Genomic DNA, 16,999 nt, shown 5'->3' with positions numbered 1-16,999 from the left:
CAAATTCCTTTGAAAATCCTTCTCGTGCCTGCAGGTCGTTCGACGAGCGACCATATTCGTTGGATGTCCCTTGGGTCATTGTACCAAGGTACAATGTCAGGTTGATGGGCCAAAAGGGCTAAACTGCATGCTATGGACTAAAAGGCGAAAATGCCGGACTTATTTGCGTAAGAACGAATGGCCGAACCGGCCGCCAAACTCAAAACGATGGCCGATAGTTGCCGGCTGGCAGCGAGCGCGAGGCCCTTCTAAAGCGAGCCAGGACCGCCGAGACGGGTGCCCACATAAGCGACTGGCTAAGGTCTCCCGCCTTGACGCCGCCCAAATGACACCCGCGACACCTAGAACTCCTTATTGAGCTACAGGCACAGCTTGCTGTAATAAGGAATATTGCTCGCGAGTTGCGTCCGGAGGTAGCGCGGGTATTGCAGGTTTTTGCCGGCCAAATGGGAGCCCGCCCCCGGGCCATCGACAAACTCACTTGAGGTGAGCGCAACCATGAAGGAAAGGGCGATCCTCATGGCAGACCGCTTTGTCGTTCGGTACGAGCATCCCAAGAACGGCCGATTCACAGTGCTGGACACTTCAACAGATCAGCCTGCAGTCACGCCGGACGGGACGCCTCTAACTGGACTCTCTCATTCATCGGCAGAGGTTGTGGCCGAGAAGCTGAACAAGGGCGAAGCTCCGCCCGCCCTCAATCGTAAAACAGGGAGTAGGCTGCGCCTGCACATGGCTTGAAAGAATCAAAGTTGGCCGAGGGGCATGATGACGCTGGGGCGCTCCGGACAGGCCAGCCTTCAGTCACCGCATACTCAAGCCATCCGCCCGACGAAGTGGTCAGGCGGGCCGCCGCTTCGGCGCAGCACCACATTGGTGGCGGCTCCCTATCGAGCGAGAAGATTCTCTCCAGGCCTGAGCAGCTTCACATACGTGCCGCTTTCGTGCTTCCATAACCAGCCGCGTTCGATCGCGTATTTAAGCGCGGCGCCGAACTCGCTACCGCTGCCCTTCAACTCAAACATGAACGGCGCGTTGATCCGCTCGATGTAGATGCGACCGTCCTGCACGGCCTGGACGTTGGCTGCGAGCTCGACGAGCTTGCGCGCGGCCGTCTCCAGGTCCGCGTAGGGTCTTTCTGTGGCGTGCTTCATCGGCGTCTCCCATTGGCCGCCTGCGCGGCATAGACGTGCTGGCGGTGCTGGTAGCTCTCGGCCGGTTTCCAGCTATCGAATGTGGTCCCGCAGACGCAACGCATCAGCGTGCTCCGAATTTCGCTGTCGAGGTTCTCGCCCCGCGCACGCTTGGCCGCAACCTCGGCCCGCCAGTCGCGATCGTGGCGCCATTCGGCGAAGGCATTGTGGGGGATGCTTGGCTGTAGCCCCGACCATGCGGACTCGAAAGCCTCGCGCGCGGCTTCGAAGGTGGCGGCTATGCCCCTTCGCCCGGTGCCTGGATCCATGCCGGGATGGAAGCCGACCGACCATTCCCATTGATCGGCGTGCACAGGTACGCCGGCGCGCATGCCGATGGTCCCGACGCGGACATCGGTGAAGTAGACATGCCAGGTCTCCTCATGTGGATTGATGGAGCGGCGGCGGGTGAGGGGGGCGTCATTGATCATGGCAAGAGGATAGGCGCTCGCCGGGTGCCGAGCCAGCCGCTGCGGCTTGCGCGCGGGCTTGGGCGGGGCGCAAGAGGTTGGTCAATAGGCTGCCCAGAACCCTGATTGCGGCCTTCGTGTCGTTGGTCATCCGCGAATGCGTGTTCATCAAAGGATACGGCTGGCGCTAGGGCGGCTAGAACGCCGCGGATAACAACGAGGCCGCTTCACGCTTGCTGAGCGCTTTGCTACAATGCGCTTGCGGTCGTCAGTCCGGATCGCAATTCTGAAGCTCAGCTCCCGGCTCACAAGGTCGGCGGTGTTTTCGTTGGACTAACCGTCTCGGCGCGGAATGCCGATGCTATCGCAAGCGAGTGCGAATGACTCTTTCGCCTCAGCATCTTCAAAGCAAAAGCGCTTTCCGACCTCTACGTGATCAATCCACCAATCGGCTTTGGCTCCTTTTGCGATGCGGGAAGCTTCACCGCGTAACAGGTCCAATTGTCTTCGCGGCAGCACGAACGATCAAACAATTTTCCTTGGCCATGATGCCATCCATAAAATGCCCCAGATCAAGGCCGCAGCAGGAGGGCCGCTGCGGCCTCATTGTCGAAAAAATCCGGGTGAAAAGATCTAAGTGAAATATGTAGCCAGCCCCGGTGAGATGATCCTACTGCAGCGCTCCCAGCTTGCTGTATGATCCATTTCACAATCGGCTGGATGCCCAACATAGGTGAGGGAAGGCCCGCCGGGGCTGGCTGAGCTGGCGGGCCTTCAACCCCAAGCACAAGGCCGCGTTTGTCCCCACGGCCCACGGCTCAGGAACCTTCTCAGGTACGGAGCATTTTTGAGTCGCTTCTGGCCTTTTCCCCGTAGGTCGGAAGCTAAGTGACAGCACGGCCCCAGCTTGCCAATGGTTGGGGTCGTAGCTTTTTGCGCGGGCTAAGGATCATTCAGAGAGCGCGAGCAGTGGCGCCACCTATGTCGGAAGGCATACAGACCCGATTGCCGAATCTTCCTAGATCTTAGTAGATCTTGGCGCCCCCATTACCGCCAAGGCTTCCAACGGCCTCCGGCATCTAGTTGTGCTGGGGCCGTTTTTTGCGACCTTTAACAACGAGCGCGAGCTGCTGGCTGTCGTGGGTGTGGACAACGCCCGCCGTTTCACCCGGCGCCTCTAAAGGGCGCCGTGGTGTTCGGGTTCCATTTCTAAGCACCGCTAATGAGTTGCTTGATTTTCCCGTTTTGCTCAAGCCTTACTTACTGGAAACCTACTGGTCATCGCTTCTCACCAGTCGATCGTTGACGTGATCATTGCCTCACATTCGCGGAGGGCACGTGGACCGAGAGCTAAGGGAATTCCGTAGACTAGAGCGAATTTGCCGTGAACATGCAGCGATTGCTTCCATGGAGCTTGAGCGCGTCGGCCTTTTGAAGGTTGATAAGTTTTCGAGCAAGACGGAGTCAGTTCACCGACTGATAAGCTTTCATACGAAAGCTATCCAGTTCGCGACTGATAAGGAAATTACACAAACGGAGTCAGTCCGTGGCTGATAAGCAAAGATGTATAAGCTTATCAGTTGTCGGTGACCGCTTGGCGCAAAGCGGTCGTTCGCTTTCGCGCCGACGTCGTAAAGCGAATCTAAAAAGCAGCCTCGGCACAAGACGGCGTCGAAGCGCGGTCGGCCCATGCCGGGAGACGCGACATTGAACGCAACTCCCGATCAGGGTTCGTTGAGTTATTCGGCCGCAATCGTATGCACGGTCCCGCCTTGGCCTGCGCTCGTGAACACAAAGCCCTCGTAGCCGTTCTCCGCGACCTCCGCGCACTTTCTGCGGTATCCGCCGACGCCCTCCGGACCGAGGTAGGGCAAGAACCGACGTGCCTTGCCCTCTATGTTGGCGCCCATGTACCAGGAATTGGTGCCGGGCATCAGGGTTGTATTCACGACCTCGGCGACATGGGCGCCCCATGCGTCCTGCGCCTGCGGGCTTGCCTCAATCGTGGCAAGCTTGTTTCTTCGCATGTGGGCGATGCACTCGGTGATCCATTCGACATGCTGTTCTATCGAGACCGGCATGTTCGACAGCACCGAGGGGCTTTGCGGGCCGGTGATCGTGAACAGGTTGGGATAACCGGTGATGGCCACGCCGAGATAGGTCTGCGGGCCATCCGCCCATTCTTGCGCCAGTGCCCGGCCGCCACGCCCCTTGATACCGAGGTTCTTCAGCGGGCCGGTCATCGCGTCGAAGCCGGTGGCGATGACTATGATGTCGAGCGGATACTCCTTGCCACCCGCGCGGATGCCATTCGGCGTGATCTCCTCGATTGGACCATCGGTGCTCGCATCCACCAGCGCCACGTTCTTCTTGTTGAACGTCTCGAAATAGTTGGTGTCCAGCGGTTGGCGCTTGGTGCCGTAGGGGTAAGTCTTGGGCGTCAACTTCTCCGCGATCGCCGGGTCGTTGACGACCGAGCGGATCTTACGCTTGAGGTATTCGGCGATGACATCGTTCGCCTCCTTGGAGAAGAACATGTCCTGATAGTTCGCCAGCCAGAAGGCGAAGCCACCGGCGTCCCACATCTTGTCGAACTCCTGCTCGCGCTCCTCGGGCGTTGTTTCGAGCACCGCCTTCGGTATGAAATTCAGCTCGAACCCGAAGAAGGAATCCTTAATGCGCTGGCGGATACCGTCGTAATCGGCCTTGCGCGCCCTGGTCACCTCGGGGTCGACACGACCGTTGCGCGCAGGCACGCAGAAGTTCGGCGTACGCTGAAAAACCGTGAGGTGCTTCGCCTGCTGGGCGATCTCCGGGATCGCCTGCACCGCCGTTGCACCCGTGCCGATGATGCCGACACGCTTGGCGGTGAAGTCGACGCCATCGTGCGGCCACTGGCTCGTGTGGTAATACTTGCCCTTAAAGGAACTCAGCCCCTTGATTGGCGGCATGTGGGCGATCGACAGGGCACCGACGGCCGGAATGACGAAGCGCGCCGTGACGGCATCGCCTTTGTCGGTGCGCACGGTCCACAGCTCGGTGGCGTCATCGAAGACCACTTCGACGACACGCTTGCCAAACTGGATGTCGGGCTTCAGGTCGAAGCGCTCGGCGCAGTGCTCGAGGTAGCGCAAAATCTCATCCTGCTCCGGATAGCGCTCGGACCAGTTCCATTCCTGCAGCAGGTTCTTGTCGAAGGTGTAACAGTAGATGTAGCTGTCGGAGTCGCAGCGCGCGCCGGGATAGCGGTTCCAGTACCACGTGCCGCCGACGCCGTCGCCAGCCTCGAACACCGTGACCTTCAGGTCGAGCTTGTCGCGTAGCGAATGCAACATGTACATGCCGGAGAATCCGGCGCCGATGATGACCGCATCGAAGTCGACTTTCGCGCCAGTCCGTTGCGCCGCTTGCACATTGTTCATTGACGTACCTCCCGTTGTGAGCGTTCTCCCTGCATCTCTTTTCATTCATCTTGTCGCCATGCGCGGGCACCGTCCTGCAGGACCAGAAGATCAGCAGGCGGCACCATCGCAAAGCACGCGCCCATGACGCCGTCGCTCGATTGCGAAAGCGGCGGCGCGCCGTGGCCCGGGGTAACCCGCGCTCGTCAGCACTACGCCGCAGCGCGCGCCTCGCCGGTCGCATAGGCGGCCGTCTCGAATTCCAGGTAGCCGCCGAACGAAGTCGGGTCGCCGAACGGCAGGATCTGCGTCGCCCAATACCCGCCGAACCCGTTCTTGCGGTCAATCCAGAAGAACGTGTTGGCGAGCCCGGCCCAGCCGATCGCTCCGGCCGGACGGCCGGTAGGCGCGTCCTCGTCGTTGACCATGAAGGTGAGGCACCAGGATTTCTTCAGGCCAGGGAAGAACTCGGCGTCGTTCGACAGCGTCGGGATGACGCCGGGCAGCACCGTGACCGCCTGGTTAGCCTGCAGGCCGTTGCGGACAGCGGATTCGACCGTTTCTTTCCTGAGCACGCGCCCTTGCTGTCCCGCCCCGTCGTTCAGCCACATCCGTATGAATTTCATGTACTCGTCGATCGAGCCATAGAGACCGTGTCCACCCATGTGGACTTCCGGCTCAGGCGGCAGTTGCATATCGGGAAGGGGGATCAGGGATCCGTCGGCTTCGCGCTGATGGATGGTGGCGACGCGCGTACGCATCGAAGGGGTCAGCGAAAAGGCGATGTCCTCCATTCCGAGCGGCGTAAAGATCCGCTCCCTCATCACGTCGCCGAGGCGCTTGCCGCGGATGCTTTCGACAACCTGTCCGGCCCAGTCGATGTTGCTGCCATATTCCCATTTATCGCCGGGATCGAACAATAGCGGCGTCATCAGTGATGCTTTCGAGCAGGTCACCACGCTCGGCTGGCCGCGCTCCTGCGCCAGGCGCAAGTAATTGGCGTTGAAGAAGTCGTAGCCGAGGCCCGCGGTGTGCAGCATCAGCATGCGGGTGGTGATGTCGCGCTTCGGCGCTCGCAGCTTCGGGTTTCCCGTGGCGTCGAACCCGTCGAGGACCTCGAGCTTGCCAATGTCGGGCACGTATTTTTTGGCTGGGGCGTCTAGGTCGAGCCTGCCGTCCTCGACGCATTGCAGGATGGCCGTGCCGGTGATAGCCTTTGTGGTGGAGAAAATGGCAAACACGGTGTCGGTCGTCATGGCCTGGCCGCCGCCAAGACTGCGCTCGCCGACTGAGCCTTCGTAAATGTTGGTCGAGCGATCCGTGATCATCGCCACCACGCCGGGAACGCGGTCCTTACCAGTCACGACTTTTTGCAAGATCCCGTCACATGCGCTTTTCAGGTTGTTACCCATAGACGTTTCTCCCTTTGCCAAGTTTGATCACGTGCTTCTCGGTAATCCGCTGGCGGTTCGCGCCGGATGACGTAAGCGTATGGCGATTGTTGGGTATCGGCCTGATCGTCCCCGATGACGTAGCGCGAATGAAATCCCGCCGCGGTCCTGGCAGCAATGGTGACTGGAGTTGTTGATCATGGGCAGCTCCAGGTCATCGCATTTCGACCGAGCGCTCGAAGCGTAGACCGTTTTCCTGTGATCGGCCATGTATTCCCCCTGCGATTCTTTGCTCGGGCAGGTCAGCGAACCTGACACTTGATCTACGTTGAAACGTATCGCTGGCAATTTGTGGCTTCTCTCTTGTTGCACTTAGCAGACGAGGTCCGGCGACAAGCTCCATGTCTGCAGAGTGGTGTCGGTGTTTTGGCCTGAGCTGTAAGCAAGTCATACAGACGGAGTCTGCTCGCGGACTGATAAGGTTTCGAACAAATTGGAGTCAGTTGGTGTACTGATAAGGTAATTGCTGAAAGCTTATCAGTTCAGAATGCGGCTTAAGGAGAGGCCGCGTCGCTCGCGAGCATCACTGCCAGCGACGGCAGAACGGTAATTCCGAAGCAGTTAAGCGCTTGCTCCAAGAGCTACGCAGCTATGGCGGCCGCGAGATAAAAGGGTCGCCTGAAGACCGATTGCCAAAGCGTGTCGTACAGGATTGAACTGGGGCGGCAATCCTGACCTGCATTTGATATTATTGCGTTTTCGGTCCAGTGATTTGTTTTTGTGTGGCACTCTTGAGCGGCGCCGTGGCACAAGCATTACCACTTCCGGCGCGGGGTCGTCACGTTGGAATCTCCAGGTGCCTCGCGTCATGGGCACTTCTCCGTTCGGCAACCCCGGGCGAGTTTGAGGCCAGCTGCGGGCCAAAAGCGCACCGCAACCTGAGCCACAGCTTTACCCCCGCGATGCTCTGCCTCGGTATCGAAGCGCGTCGACCAGCAGCGTGAATGCCGGCGATGGCTGCCGACGGCTCGGATAGTATAGGTGATATCCTGAGAATGGCGGGCACCAGTTCCCCCAGCACCCGAATGAGCTCGCCGCTCGACAAGTAGGGCTGAACCTGACCTTCGGTTAGGTAGGCCAAGCCAAGCCCCTGCAGCGCGGCGTGCAGCAGCGCGCCCGAACTGTTGAAGACCAGTTGCCCGTCCACGCGCACATTCACGTCGCGCCCGTTCCTCTCGAACTCCCATGCATAGAGGTTTGCGGCTAGGGGACGCGCCCGACGACTAGGCGTGTCCCAATCGTGTCGGCCTTTAAGCGGGATCTCCCGATCGCTTTGTCTAAAGGAGAAGTTACACTGACCTTTATTGAACTTTTGCCCGGACTACCGGACTCACTTGTGTAGGCGTCGGGACGAAGGTTTCCCGAATCGTCGAACGATTGTGGCTGTCGGGCTCATCGCGGGGTCGCAGCTGTAACCACCATCTTGTTTTCCGCGCGCCAGCTTTGTCCGCGTCAAGCGAGCGGACCAGCTGGTGAAGATCACGGAGGCAATGAGATGTTAGCAAAAGCTGCGACACAGCTACTTGCCTTAGCGGTCTTGGTGACGCCTGCACTCGGCCGCGATGATGGCCACTACGACAACTCTCCGCTGAACTCATGGTTTGAAAGTTTGGAGAGCGAATTGGGAAAGTGCTGTACCGATATGGACGGGTACATAGTTTCTGATGCGGATTGGGAGTCCAATCGCGGGCGTTACCGCGTCCGCATTGACAACGAATGGGTCGACGTGCCTGAAGGCGCGGTTCTCACACAACCAAACCGTTTCGGCCGTACAATGGTTTGGAGGCATTACATCGACGGCCATCCTCGCGTCAGGTGCTTCATACCCGGCAGCATGATTTGATCCAGTTTCTCCAGGCGCTACGGGAGGCTCGCCTTCTGCCTTCTGGTGCGCCGGGAGTCACCCCGGGATGGTAATGTCCTCGATCTGATTGTTGCGCTTGCCTCTGGCCTCGAGCTGCAGCGTTGCAGGCGATCGTTCCTGGTGGCGCTGTGACCGGGGAGGGGTATAGGAGCTTTCAAAAAAGAAATCGCTTTTCAAAAACCGGCGGCCCCCACTTTCACCGGCATCTGCAATTCAAATGTTGGGTCTAAATGGTGACCACGTCTAGCAAGAGACAAAGCGCTGTCATTAAAACTTGAGAATACCATCAAGGGATGAGTGGCTGCGTAAGCAGTCATGGGATCTTGAACTCTGAGCTCGCCGATGTCGGAGAAACGTCAGAGCGCTGTCATAATGAAGTCGGCACACTGGATCATGCGATCTCGAAAGACCTTCGAGAAGGAGCCAACTAGAAGCGGTACGACTCAAGAGCGGCACCAGCGGGGGCTGACGGGATTGCCAAAGCTGAGTAACTCTGTCCTCAAGCAAGTCCAGGGCGGGAGTGCAATAGCAGCTCCGTGGAAACGATTCACAAGCGGACCAAGACAAATGGTGTTACGCTTCATTACGTCAGGGTCCCATGGTTCTGTGCATGCACGGCGGCCGCAAAGCCACCGAGAGTTCCTTCCGAGGACTGAGCGGCTCGGCGACGGATCTGCGTTTATCGCTCCGGATCTGCAAGTTTGAGTCGATAGCAATTAAGGCTACGAAGATTATTGCAGAAGAGATGATGGTGGCCCGACAAACGTTTTCCGCATGACCATCATTCACGTCCCAAGCATCATGCGCGACGCCGCGTTGTGGCGCTAGACCGTTTGCGGACATCCATTGGAGAGAGCCATGGTGAGCCTCAATCAGGATATCATGTCACGACGCGGATTCTGCCTGTGCTGCGTGGCGGCGACCACAGTAGCGGCCACGGGCGGCTGGCTCTCGCCGCGACAGGCTTTCGCGGAAGCGCGCAACATTGTGGACCTCATCCGTGACGACGCCGCCAAAGCGGCCATCAAAGTCCATAAGCTGCGCGACAATGTCAGCATCCTCGAGGGTTCCGGCGGCAATATAGCGATCATGACGGGCACCGACGGCAAGGTGTTCATTGACGCCGGCATCACCGCATCCCGTCCGCGCATCCTAGAGGCTGCGAATAGTTTGAGTCGCGAGCCGATTTCACACCTGATCAACACGCACTGGCACTTCGATCACACGGACGGAAATCAATGGCTAAATGCGGAAGGGGCAGCCATCATCGCCCATGAGAACACCCACAAGCATCTGCTAGTTGCCCAGAGAGTTGCGGACTGGGATTTCAACTTCCCGTCTCCTCCGCTATCGGCCGTTCCGACCGAAACCTTCTCGTCTGAGAAAGCCCTGAAGCTCAACCGGTCCACGCTTCTCCTTAAATATTACGGTCCCGCGCACACCGATAGCGACTTATCGGTGACGATCCCCGAAGCGGACATTTTTCATTGTGGCGATACCTACTGGAACGGCATCTATCCGTTCATCGACTATTCAACCGGCGGAAACATCGACGGGATGATCAAGGCGGCCGAGGCGAATGTTGCCGCCGTAACCGACAAGACGATCGTCATCCCGGGGCACGGCAACCCTGTCAGCAACAAGGTTGAACTTGCGGCCTACCGCGACATGCTTGTCGCAATCCGGGACAATGTCGGCAAGCTCAAGCAGCAGGGCCGATCGCTCGATGACACGATCGCCGCCAAGCCGACCACGGCGTTCGATGCGAAGTGGGGCCAATTTCTCATCACCTCGGCGCTCTTCATCCGACTGGTTTACGAGGGCGTCTGACGGTCCTCTCGTATAGTGGCCATCTCCCGTTCTTCCAATGAAAGGAGCACTGATATGTCTGCCTCTGAGAAGCCGCTTCACATCGATATTGCGGTGACGCTCAAGGACGTGAAGACGGTGTATAGCATCGGCGCGCTAACGTTCGAAGGCGATCTGCCGGCTTCCATTTTCCACCTTCAGCTCATCACCAACGACATCGCCCACGCGAAGGCCGAATCGGAGGTTATCGCCGTCTTTCACACGAATGCCGGCCATGTGACGCTGCACGATATCGCCTACAACGCCGATCGAAACATCGCGACCGGCAATCCTTATAAGGACCTTGTGGCAGACCTGATGAAGCGCAGTGTGCGCATCGAGGTGTGCGGGGCGACCGCGAAGGCTCACAACTGAGGCAATGCCGATCTGCTCCCCGGCATCAAAGTCAACACGGATGCCATGGCGAGGACGACGCAGCTCGTTCAGCAAGGATTCGTGAAGATTACGGAATAAGCGCAAGAGCGCGTGTTGTTTGCCTAAGGCGAGTCTTTTCGACCTCCAACAGGGAAACTCTAATGGCCGATGCTAGGGCGAAGGCACGTTCTAGCCCCATACACGCCATCTCCGGCTAGAGGAGAACGACATGAATGTTCGTACCACTTTCACCTGGGCCGCCCTCGCGTTGGTCGCCGGATCCGCCTTGGCACCAAACGGTCAGGCCGAAACGGTCACGCCTAAAGTCGCGGAAGCGGTTCCGCTCGCCGTCGAGGAGGTTTCGGAGATAAGAATTCCGGATAGCAGATTGTCGCGCGATGCAGCTCAGGTCATTCGCGATAACGAAAACGATTTGCTGTTTCAGCACTCCATGCGCGTTTACTATTGGGCTGCCTTGGCAGGCAAGCGCAAGGGTCTTCACTGCCGCGCAGCGGAGCGCTGTCGAGACAGTTTATCCGCGTCCGCCACAATTCGCGGAAGGCTTCCTGCAGGCCCTTTACGACAGCCTCAAGCACCGTCCTGAAACCACCCAAGGCACCGGTTTGGCCGATGTAATGGCCTACAAGGACCCTGGTTTCCGTCGCAGGGACTTCAGCAATCTGATGCGGAAGTCGCGCTGGGCTGTCGGGCAATAGGCGAAGCGATCCCTCAGTGGTCCGGTTCTCCCACATGGAGAGCTTTCAGTTCGAAGAGGCTTCGGAGTTTCACAAGAAGATCTTGAAGCCGAAACCAGACTTTTGTCGTCGACGTCGAATGAGGTACGTCCCTCCGCCTAGCTTGGCGATTGAGTGCGATGATGTGCTCGGCGTTGGGTCGACGGGCTAAAACCTGCGTTGACGACGGCATCAGCGATGGGTGATTACAAGCAGAGCCCACAAGCCAAAGCGTTCTCAGCAATTGATCCCGGTCCCCGCGGGAGCCGGCGGCCCTCCACACCTGCTTGCCGCGACGCTCATCGTTAGCCCGAATTCAAGCGGGCGCGGTGACTTCGCCCGTGGCCTCTACGTTGAGAACGATCTTTCCTTTCGGCGGTGATCGTCGGCCTTCTAGCATCATGTGCGCGTCTCGCGCATCGGCGAGAGGCAGAACTACACCGACGCGGGTTTTCAGTTCGCCGCGGTCAATGAGATCGGCGATTGTGCGCAGCCGCTCGGTGGTCACTTCCACCAAGAAGAAGGCTGCGGTGACCCCGCGGGACTTTGCGCGGTCTTGATCGGGCTGGGACACGGCGGAGATTAGCTTGCCGCCCGTGCGAAGAACCTGAAAAGAACGCATTTGCGTTTCGCCCCCGACGAGATCCAGTACCGCGTCCGCGTCCTTCACCTTTTCCTCGAAGCGTTGCGTATGATAGTCCAATACTTCGTCGGCACCGAGGGAACGCACGTACTCGACGTCCTTCGCCCCAGCCGTTGCGATTGAACGAAGCCGAGCGCGACGAGCGAGCTGAACCGCGTAGGCTCCAACGTTTCCCGCAGCTCCATGAATGACCACCGTCTGCCCGGCTTCGAGGCGAGCGTGGTCGAACAGACCTTGCCACGCCGTGACCGCAACGACGGGAACGGAAGCAGCTTCGGCATAGCTCAGCGAGAGTGGTTTCTGCGCGAGCATCGCAGCAGAGGCCACCGCGTATTGTGCGTAAGCACCAAGGAACTGAGTGTTGGTCACTCCGAAAACCTGATCTCCGACAGCCAGGTCCGAAATGCCCGATCCCACAGCCGCGACCGTTCCGGACAGATCGGAGCCGAGCGTGAGAGGAAGAGGCTGCGGCAACGCGCTCTTGCCGGCCCTGATCCAGCCGTCCCAGGGACCGACGCCTGCTGCGTGAACATCGACAAGAACTTCGCCCGGACCAGGATCTGGCCTTGGGACCCGTTCAAATATCATCACGTCCGGCGGGCCGAACTCGTGCACGCGCCAGGCTCTCATCGTGGAGGGAGCAGGGCTCTGTGCCGCGTTGCCGACAAGGGTACTTGTCATCCTGGTCTCCTTATTGCCATCAATCTTTAGGTTCGGCTATTCGCCCAGTTGCAGTCCCGGACTCCACGGGCGATGGGATCGGCTCAGGGCACTATCGTGCGTCTGAATTCGGGTCTGGTATGGTCAGTGGCTGGTCCTCAGCATCGACGACGAAGACCGCCAGAAGACTCGCAGGGTCGGTCTCGCTGGCGTTTTCGCTCACCCGGTGATGCGCTCCAGGTTCTTCGTGGAAGCTCTCGCCCGCTTGGTAGACTTTGGCGGGCTCGGTGCCCACGACGCTTCGAATGGCGCCCGTAAGCACGTACGCGTAGATGAAGGCGGATTTTGCGTGATGGTGAGGCAGGGATTTCCCGCCGGGTGGATAGTTCACAACGACAGCGACCAATTTCTTTCCCGGAATGTTTGGGATCGCGTGCTGGAAAACCGGTTTTACCGTCTCAGGCTCGTGCGCATATCCAGCCGGCGCTCCTGCCAACGTCAAGCCAAGTACAGTGCAGAACAGTGCGATTTTCGACGAAGCTGGCATTTTCGTATCCTCTTGTCCAAGAAGTTTGAACTCTCACTTGTTTACGGTCTTCGTGGAATAGTCAGCCCGCATTGCACAGCGGGACGTGCCAGGCCGCGTTCGAGCCGGGCTGGCACTTCCCGAAAACGGTCGAATTCGACGAGTTCGCGCGCCTCATAGAAGCCGATCAGGTTGCGCACCGAGCCAAGCATCGAAATGTCCGCGATGGTATATTCATCGTCCATGATCCACTGCCGTCCGGCCAGACGCGCTTCCATCACGCCAAGCAGGCGTTTTGACTCAGCGACGTAACGCTGAAGTGGCCGCTTGTCCTCATGCTCACGGCCGGCGAATTTGTTGAAGAAGCCGACTTGGCCGAACATGGGCCCGATCCCGCCCATCTGGAAATGCACCCACTGGATGGTCTGATAACGGCGGGCCGCATCGACCGGCAAGAACTTGCCGGTCTTCTCCGCGAGGTATTGCAGGATCGCACCGGATTCGAACAAGGGCAACGCCTCGCTGCCCGGACCGTTGGGGGCCAGGATCGCCGGGATCTTGCCGTTAGGACTCAACGAGAGGAATTCCGGCGTGCGCTGGTCGTTCTGGTTGAAGTCGACCAGATGCGCCTCGTACGGCAGCCCGATCTCCTCCAACATCATCGACACCTTGACGCCGTTGGGCGTCGGCAATGAATAAAGTTGCAAGCGGTTCGGGTGTTTGGCGGGCCAGCGTTGTGTGATGAGGAAGGCAGAAAGATCTTTCATCTCTCAACTCGTTCTTTCGAAGTGCTTCACCACCGGCGCAGCGGCCGGCCTTCGGCCGCGTCGCCCTGCCGACCGCCATCCTCGCGGACGGCACCAACCTCGACCTGACGTCCCGCTGTGCTGGCCAGCACCGTCAGCAGCGCGGCCAGGCTGAACCCCGCGGCCACCCAGCCGAGCCGCCCCACTGGGCCATCAGCGATGACCAGCGCGCCCACCGCCGCGCCCATGGCGCTGCCGAGATAGATAGCCGACGAATTCAGGGAGAGGCTGACCGCGGCCAGAGTTGGAGCCAGCGCGACCAGCCGCGCCTGCTGCGCCGTAATCAAGCCCCAGCTGGACAAGCCCCAAAGCAGGATAGCCGGTAGCAGGGCCAGTAACGCGTGCGCCGGGCCAAGCGCGGCGCCTAGCGATAGGACAAGGTACGCCAAAAGGGTGAGCCCACAACCAACGATCACGGTGTAGCGCGCGCCCCAGTAGTCCGCGGCGGTGCCGCCGAGCTGGGTGCCAACGGCACTGGCGACCCCGAATCCGAGTAGCACCAGCGCCAGCTCCTGCGGCCCAATCCCAGCGACGCCGGCAAGGAAGACACTTAGATATGTGTAGACCGTGAATGTGCCGGCTACCGTCAGCACGCTGGTCGCTAGGACCGCCAGTATATCGGGGCGCCTGGTTAGTGCCAGGCGCTCGCCCAGACTCGCGGTGGTACCGGGCACTTGTCTCGGCATTCCGAAAAGGATCCCGACGAGCGAGAGCGCCGCCAGCCCGCCCACGGCGAGAAAGGTGGCGCGCCAGCCGAACCTCTGGCCAACCAGCACCCCGAGCGGCACGCCGGCGACGATTGCCAACGACAGGCCGTTGGTCACCATGGACAAAGCGCGGCCCCGCCGTTGCAGCCCGCCCGATGCGGCTGCATAACCGCTGGCCGCAGGCATAAAACTCGCGGCGGCGAAGGCCAATAGGAGCCGAGCCGCCAACAGCCCGGCGTAGTTCGGCGCGAGCGCTGCGAGTAGATTGGCAATGCTGAAGCCGGCAATCGCGAGGGCCAGCAGGCGGCGCCGCTCCAGCCTGGCTGTCAGCACTGCCATGACGGGAGCCCCGACGGCGTAAGCGAGGGAAAAGGCGGTGACTAGTTGGCCGGCGGCGGACAAGCCGACGTTTAGGTCTCGCGCGAGGGCAGGCAACAGCCCGGCGATCATGAAACCCTCGGTGCCAATCGAAAAGGCGCCGAGAGTTAACCACAGGAGGGAGCTAAGCGAGTTAGACATCGATGCCATACCAAAAAGAGCGGTACTGATGAGTTATGTGGTTTCCGCAACCGCCGTTTCAGGCAGACGAATGCGCACGACGGCTCAGCTATGCCAGGGAGTATTGCGGATGCGAGTGCACGCGTTCGGTTTGTGAAACGTGGGATCGTGATCTTTGATGTAATCGAAATTGACGGTACCGAACGTCGTCAAAGGCTTCTTTAAAGCGGAGCAAGTCTGAACTTGAATGAAATCATTTTTGAAATTATCACCGCGCGGAAATGCAGCGATCACTTGGTCGCGTTGCTCTGGCGTGTACTCATCATATCCAATCCCGACGACATCCACTAGAACCCCCGCGTTTGTGAGCGCGATTTCGGGCCGCATATATTGGGGGATACCGGGCGTGGTATGTAGGGCGATGGCTTCCCAAACCAGATCCGCATTCGGCTCGGGGATGCCGTGGCTTCGGAGAAATTCGCGCGCTGCGTCGGCGCCATCAACTTCAAATCGCTTTATGTCGGTATGATAAGCGTCGACAAGCCCTAAGTCGTGAAAAAGCGCTGCGACATAGAGCAGTTCAGAATCGAATTTGAGATTTTGGCGGACCCCCTTCATTGCGCCGAACGCAAACACTCGAACGGAGTGATTGAACAGCATCTCCGTTTCCTGTTGTCGCACCAGCTCAGTGGCCTCCCGAGCGATCTTGCTATCGGGGATCTTGATGCCAGAAAAAACGTCAGTCATTGTCGAACTCCTATTTCCTTGTTTGCGATCTGCGCTGCCGCGCGCGCTTCTGCCCGCCTAAAAATCGATGCTATCCCTTTTCCGACGATGCCGTTTCACCGTGAATTCCTCCGTGGCGAATTCGACGCGCTTTATGCGATGCACCTCGATGCTTTCGGACACGATGCGGAGACTTGTGTCGCGCCGATCGGCATCCCGCGGGTCAAGAGGTATTGAGGCGAAGTCTGGCGATCCCGGCTCTTGCGCGTTCTGATCAACCTTGTGTAACGGTGGCACTTTCTCAAGCACCTCGTAATCTTCCTGCCAACCATCCTCGGCCCAGCGGCCCGTACTCACGCCGATCTCCGTTCCCTCGGGAACGTTCATGGCTTCGACACGGGCAGCCTTGTGAAAAAGGACGACGTTGAGAGCGTCTCCGGCGGTCTGCACCGACGGGAAAATAATGCCATCAATCGGCACCGAAGCTTCCGTCGCGAGAAAGTCGGCGATGGTCTGCGTTGCGAGGTATTCAAACGGTTCGTCATCGGGCATTGCCGGCCGCGTGATACGCTCACTCAGCGACCGCAGGAACACGGCGTCCTCCGTCCTCCCGGCTAACCCGAAATCCAGAAGGCTTCCGGTGACGCGGATGTCGCTGAGGGCGGTCAAATCGAGCAGTCGAAGCTTTCTGATGATCTCGAATTGGGCTACCACGACCTGACTACCAACAGGCGGGCGGACCTCGGCAATAGCCGCTTTCTGATTGTTTGCGGCGTAGAAAACCGAGATACCACGCGCGTTCATGGGACCGGCCGCCGTCAGGGGTGCTGGTGGCGAGCCGAGATGGATGTCCGGCCTGCCGAGGGCAGTTTCGAGTTTGTCGTCAGATCGAAAGACCCGAGCGCGATAGAGGGTATGAAAATCCGTTCCGGGACCCGCGTCCACCACGAGTGGACGGCCGTCGCGCGTTTGCAACTCGCCAACACCACCGAAGATTGATGTGAGATGATTTGCTGCCGTCCGACTGAAAAAGCGCGCCTCGGTTTTGAGTGAATTTTCGAAGCTGCGCCAATCCATGCGTGTCATCTGGGTTTTCCTTTGGGAACCTCGCCAGGCGGCGCCTTCGATCTGCGCAACCGGAGCACCAACCGCGACAA

Annotated in this window: 15 protein-coding genes and 1 pseudogene; 4 read left to right on the top strand and 12 right to left on the bottom strand. The window is 59.3% G+C overall.

What is annotated here, in order from left to right; genetic code table 11:
- Positions 1 to 359: 359 nt before the first annotated feature.
- The 6 genes and pseudogenes from ACVJ5M_RS46980 to ACVJ5M_RS46955 all read right to left on the bottom strand — a co-directional run.
- Positions 360 to 521 carry a hypothetical protein gene (locus tag ACVJ5M_RS46980; RefSeq protein ID WP_354099267.1) on the bottom strand — a complete coding sequence of 54 codons (162 nt, stop codon included), beginning with the start codon at positions 519 to 521 and terminating at the stop codon, positions 360 to 362.
- 366 nt (positions 522 to 887) lie between these two features.
- A complete protein-coding gene (locus tag ACVJ5M_RS46975; protein ID WP_354099268.1) occupies positions 888 to 1,154 on the bottom strand; it encodes a hypothetical protein in 267 nt (88 codons plus the stop codon).
- Positions 1,151 to 1,624, bottom strand: coding sequence for a hypothetical protein (locus tag ACVJ5M_RS46970; protein WP_354100449.1), 474 nt, complete (start codon positions 1,622 to 1,624; stop codon positions 1,151 to 1,153). Before ACVJ5M_RS46970 ends, ACVJ5M_RS46975 begins: the two co-directional genes overlap by 4 nt.
- A 1,718-nt stretch (positions 1,625 to 3,342) precedes the next feature.
- Positions 3,343 to 5,025: a flavin-containing monooxygenase gene (locus tag ACVJ5M_RS46965; protein ID WP_354100448.1), complete on the bottom strand. Its 1,683-nt coding sequence runs from the start codon at positions 5,023 to 5,025 to the stop codon at positions 3,343 to 3,345.
- 191 nt (positions 5,026 to 5,216) lie between these two features.
- On the bottom strand, positions 5,217 to 6,416 hold the full coding sequence (locus ACVJ5M_RS46960) for a methyl acetate hydrolase AcmB (protein WP_354100447.1): 1,200 nt from the start codon (positions 6,414 to 6,416) through the stop codon (positions 5,217 to 5,219).
- A 930-nt stretch (positions 6,417 to 7,346) separates the two neighbouring features.
- A pseudogene (locus ACVJ5M_RS46955) lies at positions 7,347 to 7,665 on the bottom strand (LysR substrate-binding domain-containing protein); the annotation flags it as partial.
- 285 nt (positions 7,666 to 7,950) lie between these two features.
- On the opposite strand from ACVJ5M_RS46955, the gene ACVJ5M_RS46950 reads away from it, so the two are divergent.
- From ACVJ5M_RS46950 to ACVJ5M_RS46935, 4 genes are all read left to right on the top strand, one after another.
- Entirely contained in the window at positions 7,951 to 8,298 is a 348-nt protein-coding gene (locus ACVJ5M_RS46950; RefSeq protein ID WP_354100446.1) for a hypothetical protein, read from the top strand.
- A gap of 879 nt (positions 8,299 to 9,177) precedes the next feature.
- Positions 9,178 to 10,149 carry an MBL fold metallo-hydrolase gene (locus ACVJ5M_RS46945; protein WP_354100445.1) on the top strand — a complete coding sequence of 324 codons (972 nt, stop codon included), beginning with the start codon at positions 9,178 to 9,180 and terminating at the stop codon, positions 10,147 to 10,149.
- A 54-nt stretch (positions 10,150 to 10,203) separates the two neighbouring features.
- On the top strand, positions 10,204 to 10,542 hold the full coding sequence (locus ACVJ5M_RS46940; RefSeq protein WP_354100444.1) for a DsrE family protein: 339 nt from the start codon (positions 10,204 to 10,206) through the stop codon (positions 10,540 to 10,542).
- A 229-nt stretch (positions 10,543 to 10,771) separates the two neighbouring features.
- Positions 10,772 to 11,146: an HD domain-containing protein gene (locus ACVJ5M_RS46935; RefSeq protein ID WP_354100443.1), complete on the top strand. Its 375-nt coding sequence runs from the start codon at positions 10,772 to 10,774 to the stop codon at positions 11,144 to 11,146.
- A gap of 446 nt (positions 11,147 to 11,592) precedes the next feature.
- Here ACVJ5M_RS46935 and ACVJ5M_RS46930 read toward each other — a convergent pair whose 3' ends face one another.
- The 6 genes from ACVJ5M_RS46930 to ACVJ5M_RS46905 form a co-directional block, all read right to left on the bottom strand.
- Entirely contained in the window at positions 11,593 to 12,549 is a 957-nt protein-coding gene (locus ACVJ5M_RS46930; RefSeq protein WP_456679818.1) for an NADP-dependent oxidoreductase, read from the bottom strand.
- Positions 12,550 to 12,691: 142 nt separating this feature from the next.
- Complete coding sequence (locus tag ACVJ5M_RS46925) at positions 12,692 to 13,126, bottom strand: cupin domain-containing protein (protein ID WP_354100441.1); 435 nt, start codon at positions 13,124 to 13,126, stop codon at positions 12,692 to 12,694.
- 41 nt (positions 13,127 to 13,167) lie between these two features.
- Complete coding sequence (locus ACVJ5M_RS46920; RefSeq protein ID WP_354100440.1) at positions 13,168 to 13,872, bottom strand: glutathione S-transferase family protein; 705 nt, start codon at positions 13,870 to 13,872, stop codon at positions 13,168 to 13,170.
- Between the two features lie 26 nt (positions 13,873 to 13,898).
- The gene (locus ACVJ5M_RS46915) at positions 13,899 to 15,137 is read right to left on the bottom strand and encodes an MFS transporter (RefSeq protein WP_354100439.1); all 1,239 of its coding nucleotides are present in this window, start codon (positions 15,135 to 15,137) and stop codon (positions 13,899 to 13,901) included.
- Between the two features lie 84 nt (positions 15,138 to 15,221).
- A complete protein-coding gene (locus tag ACVJ5M_RS46910; RefSeq protein WP_354100438.1) occupies positions 15,222 to 15,863 on the bottom strand; it encodes an HD domain-containing protein in 642 nt (213 codons plus the stop codon).
- Between the two features lie 57 nt (positions 15,864 to 15,920).
- Entirely contained in the window at positions 15,921 to 16,928 is a 1,008-nt protein-coding gene (locus tag ACVJ5M_RS46905) for an RES family NAD+ phosphorylase (RefSeq protein ID WP_354100437.1), read from the bottom strand.
- Positions 16,929 to 16,999 lie beyond the last annotated feature (71 nt).

This window comes from Bradyrhizobium sp. S3.7.6 (assembly GCF_054061875.1).
Note: the sequence above shows the minus strand (reverse complement) of the source record. Positions and strands in the feature narration are given on the sequence as shown.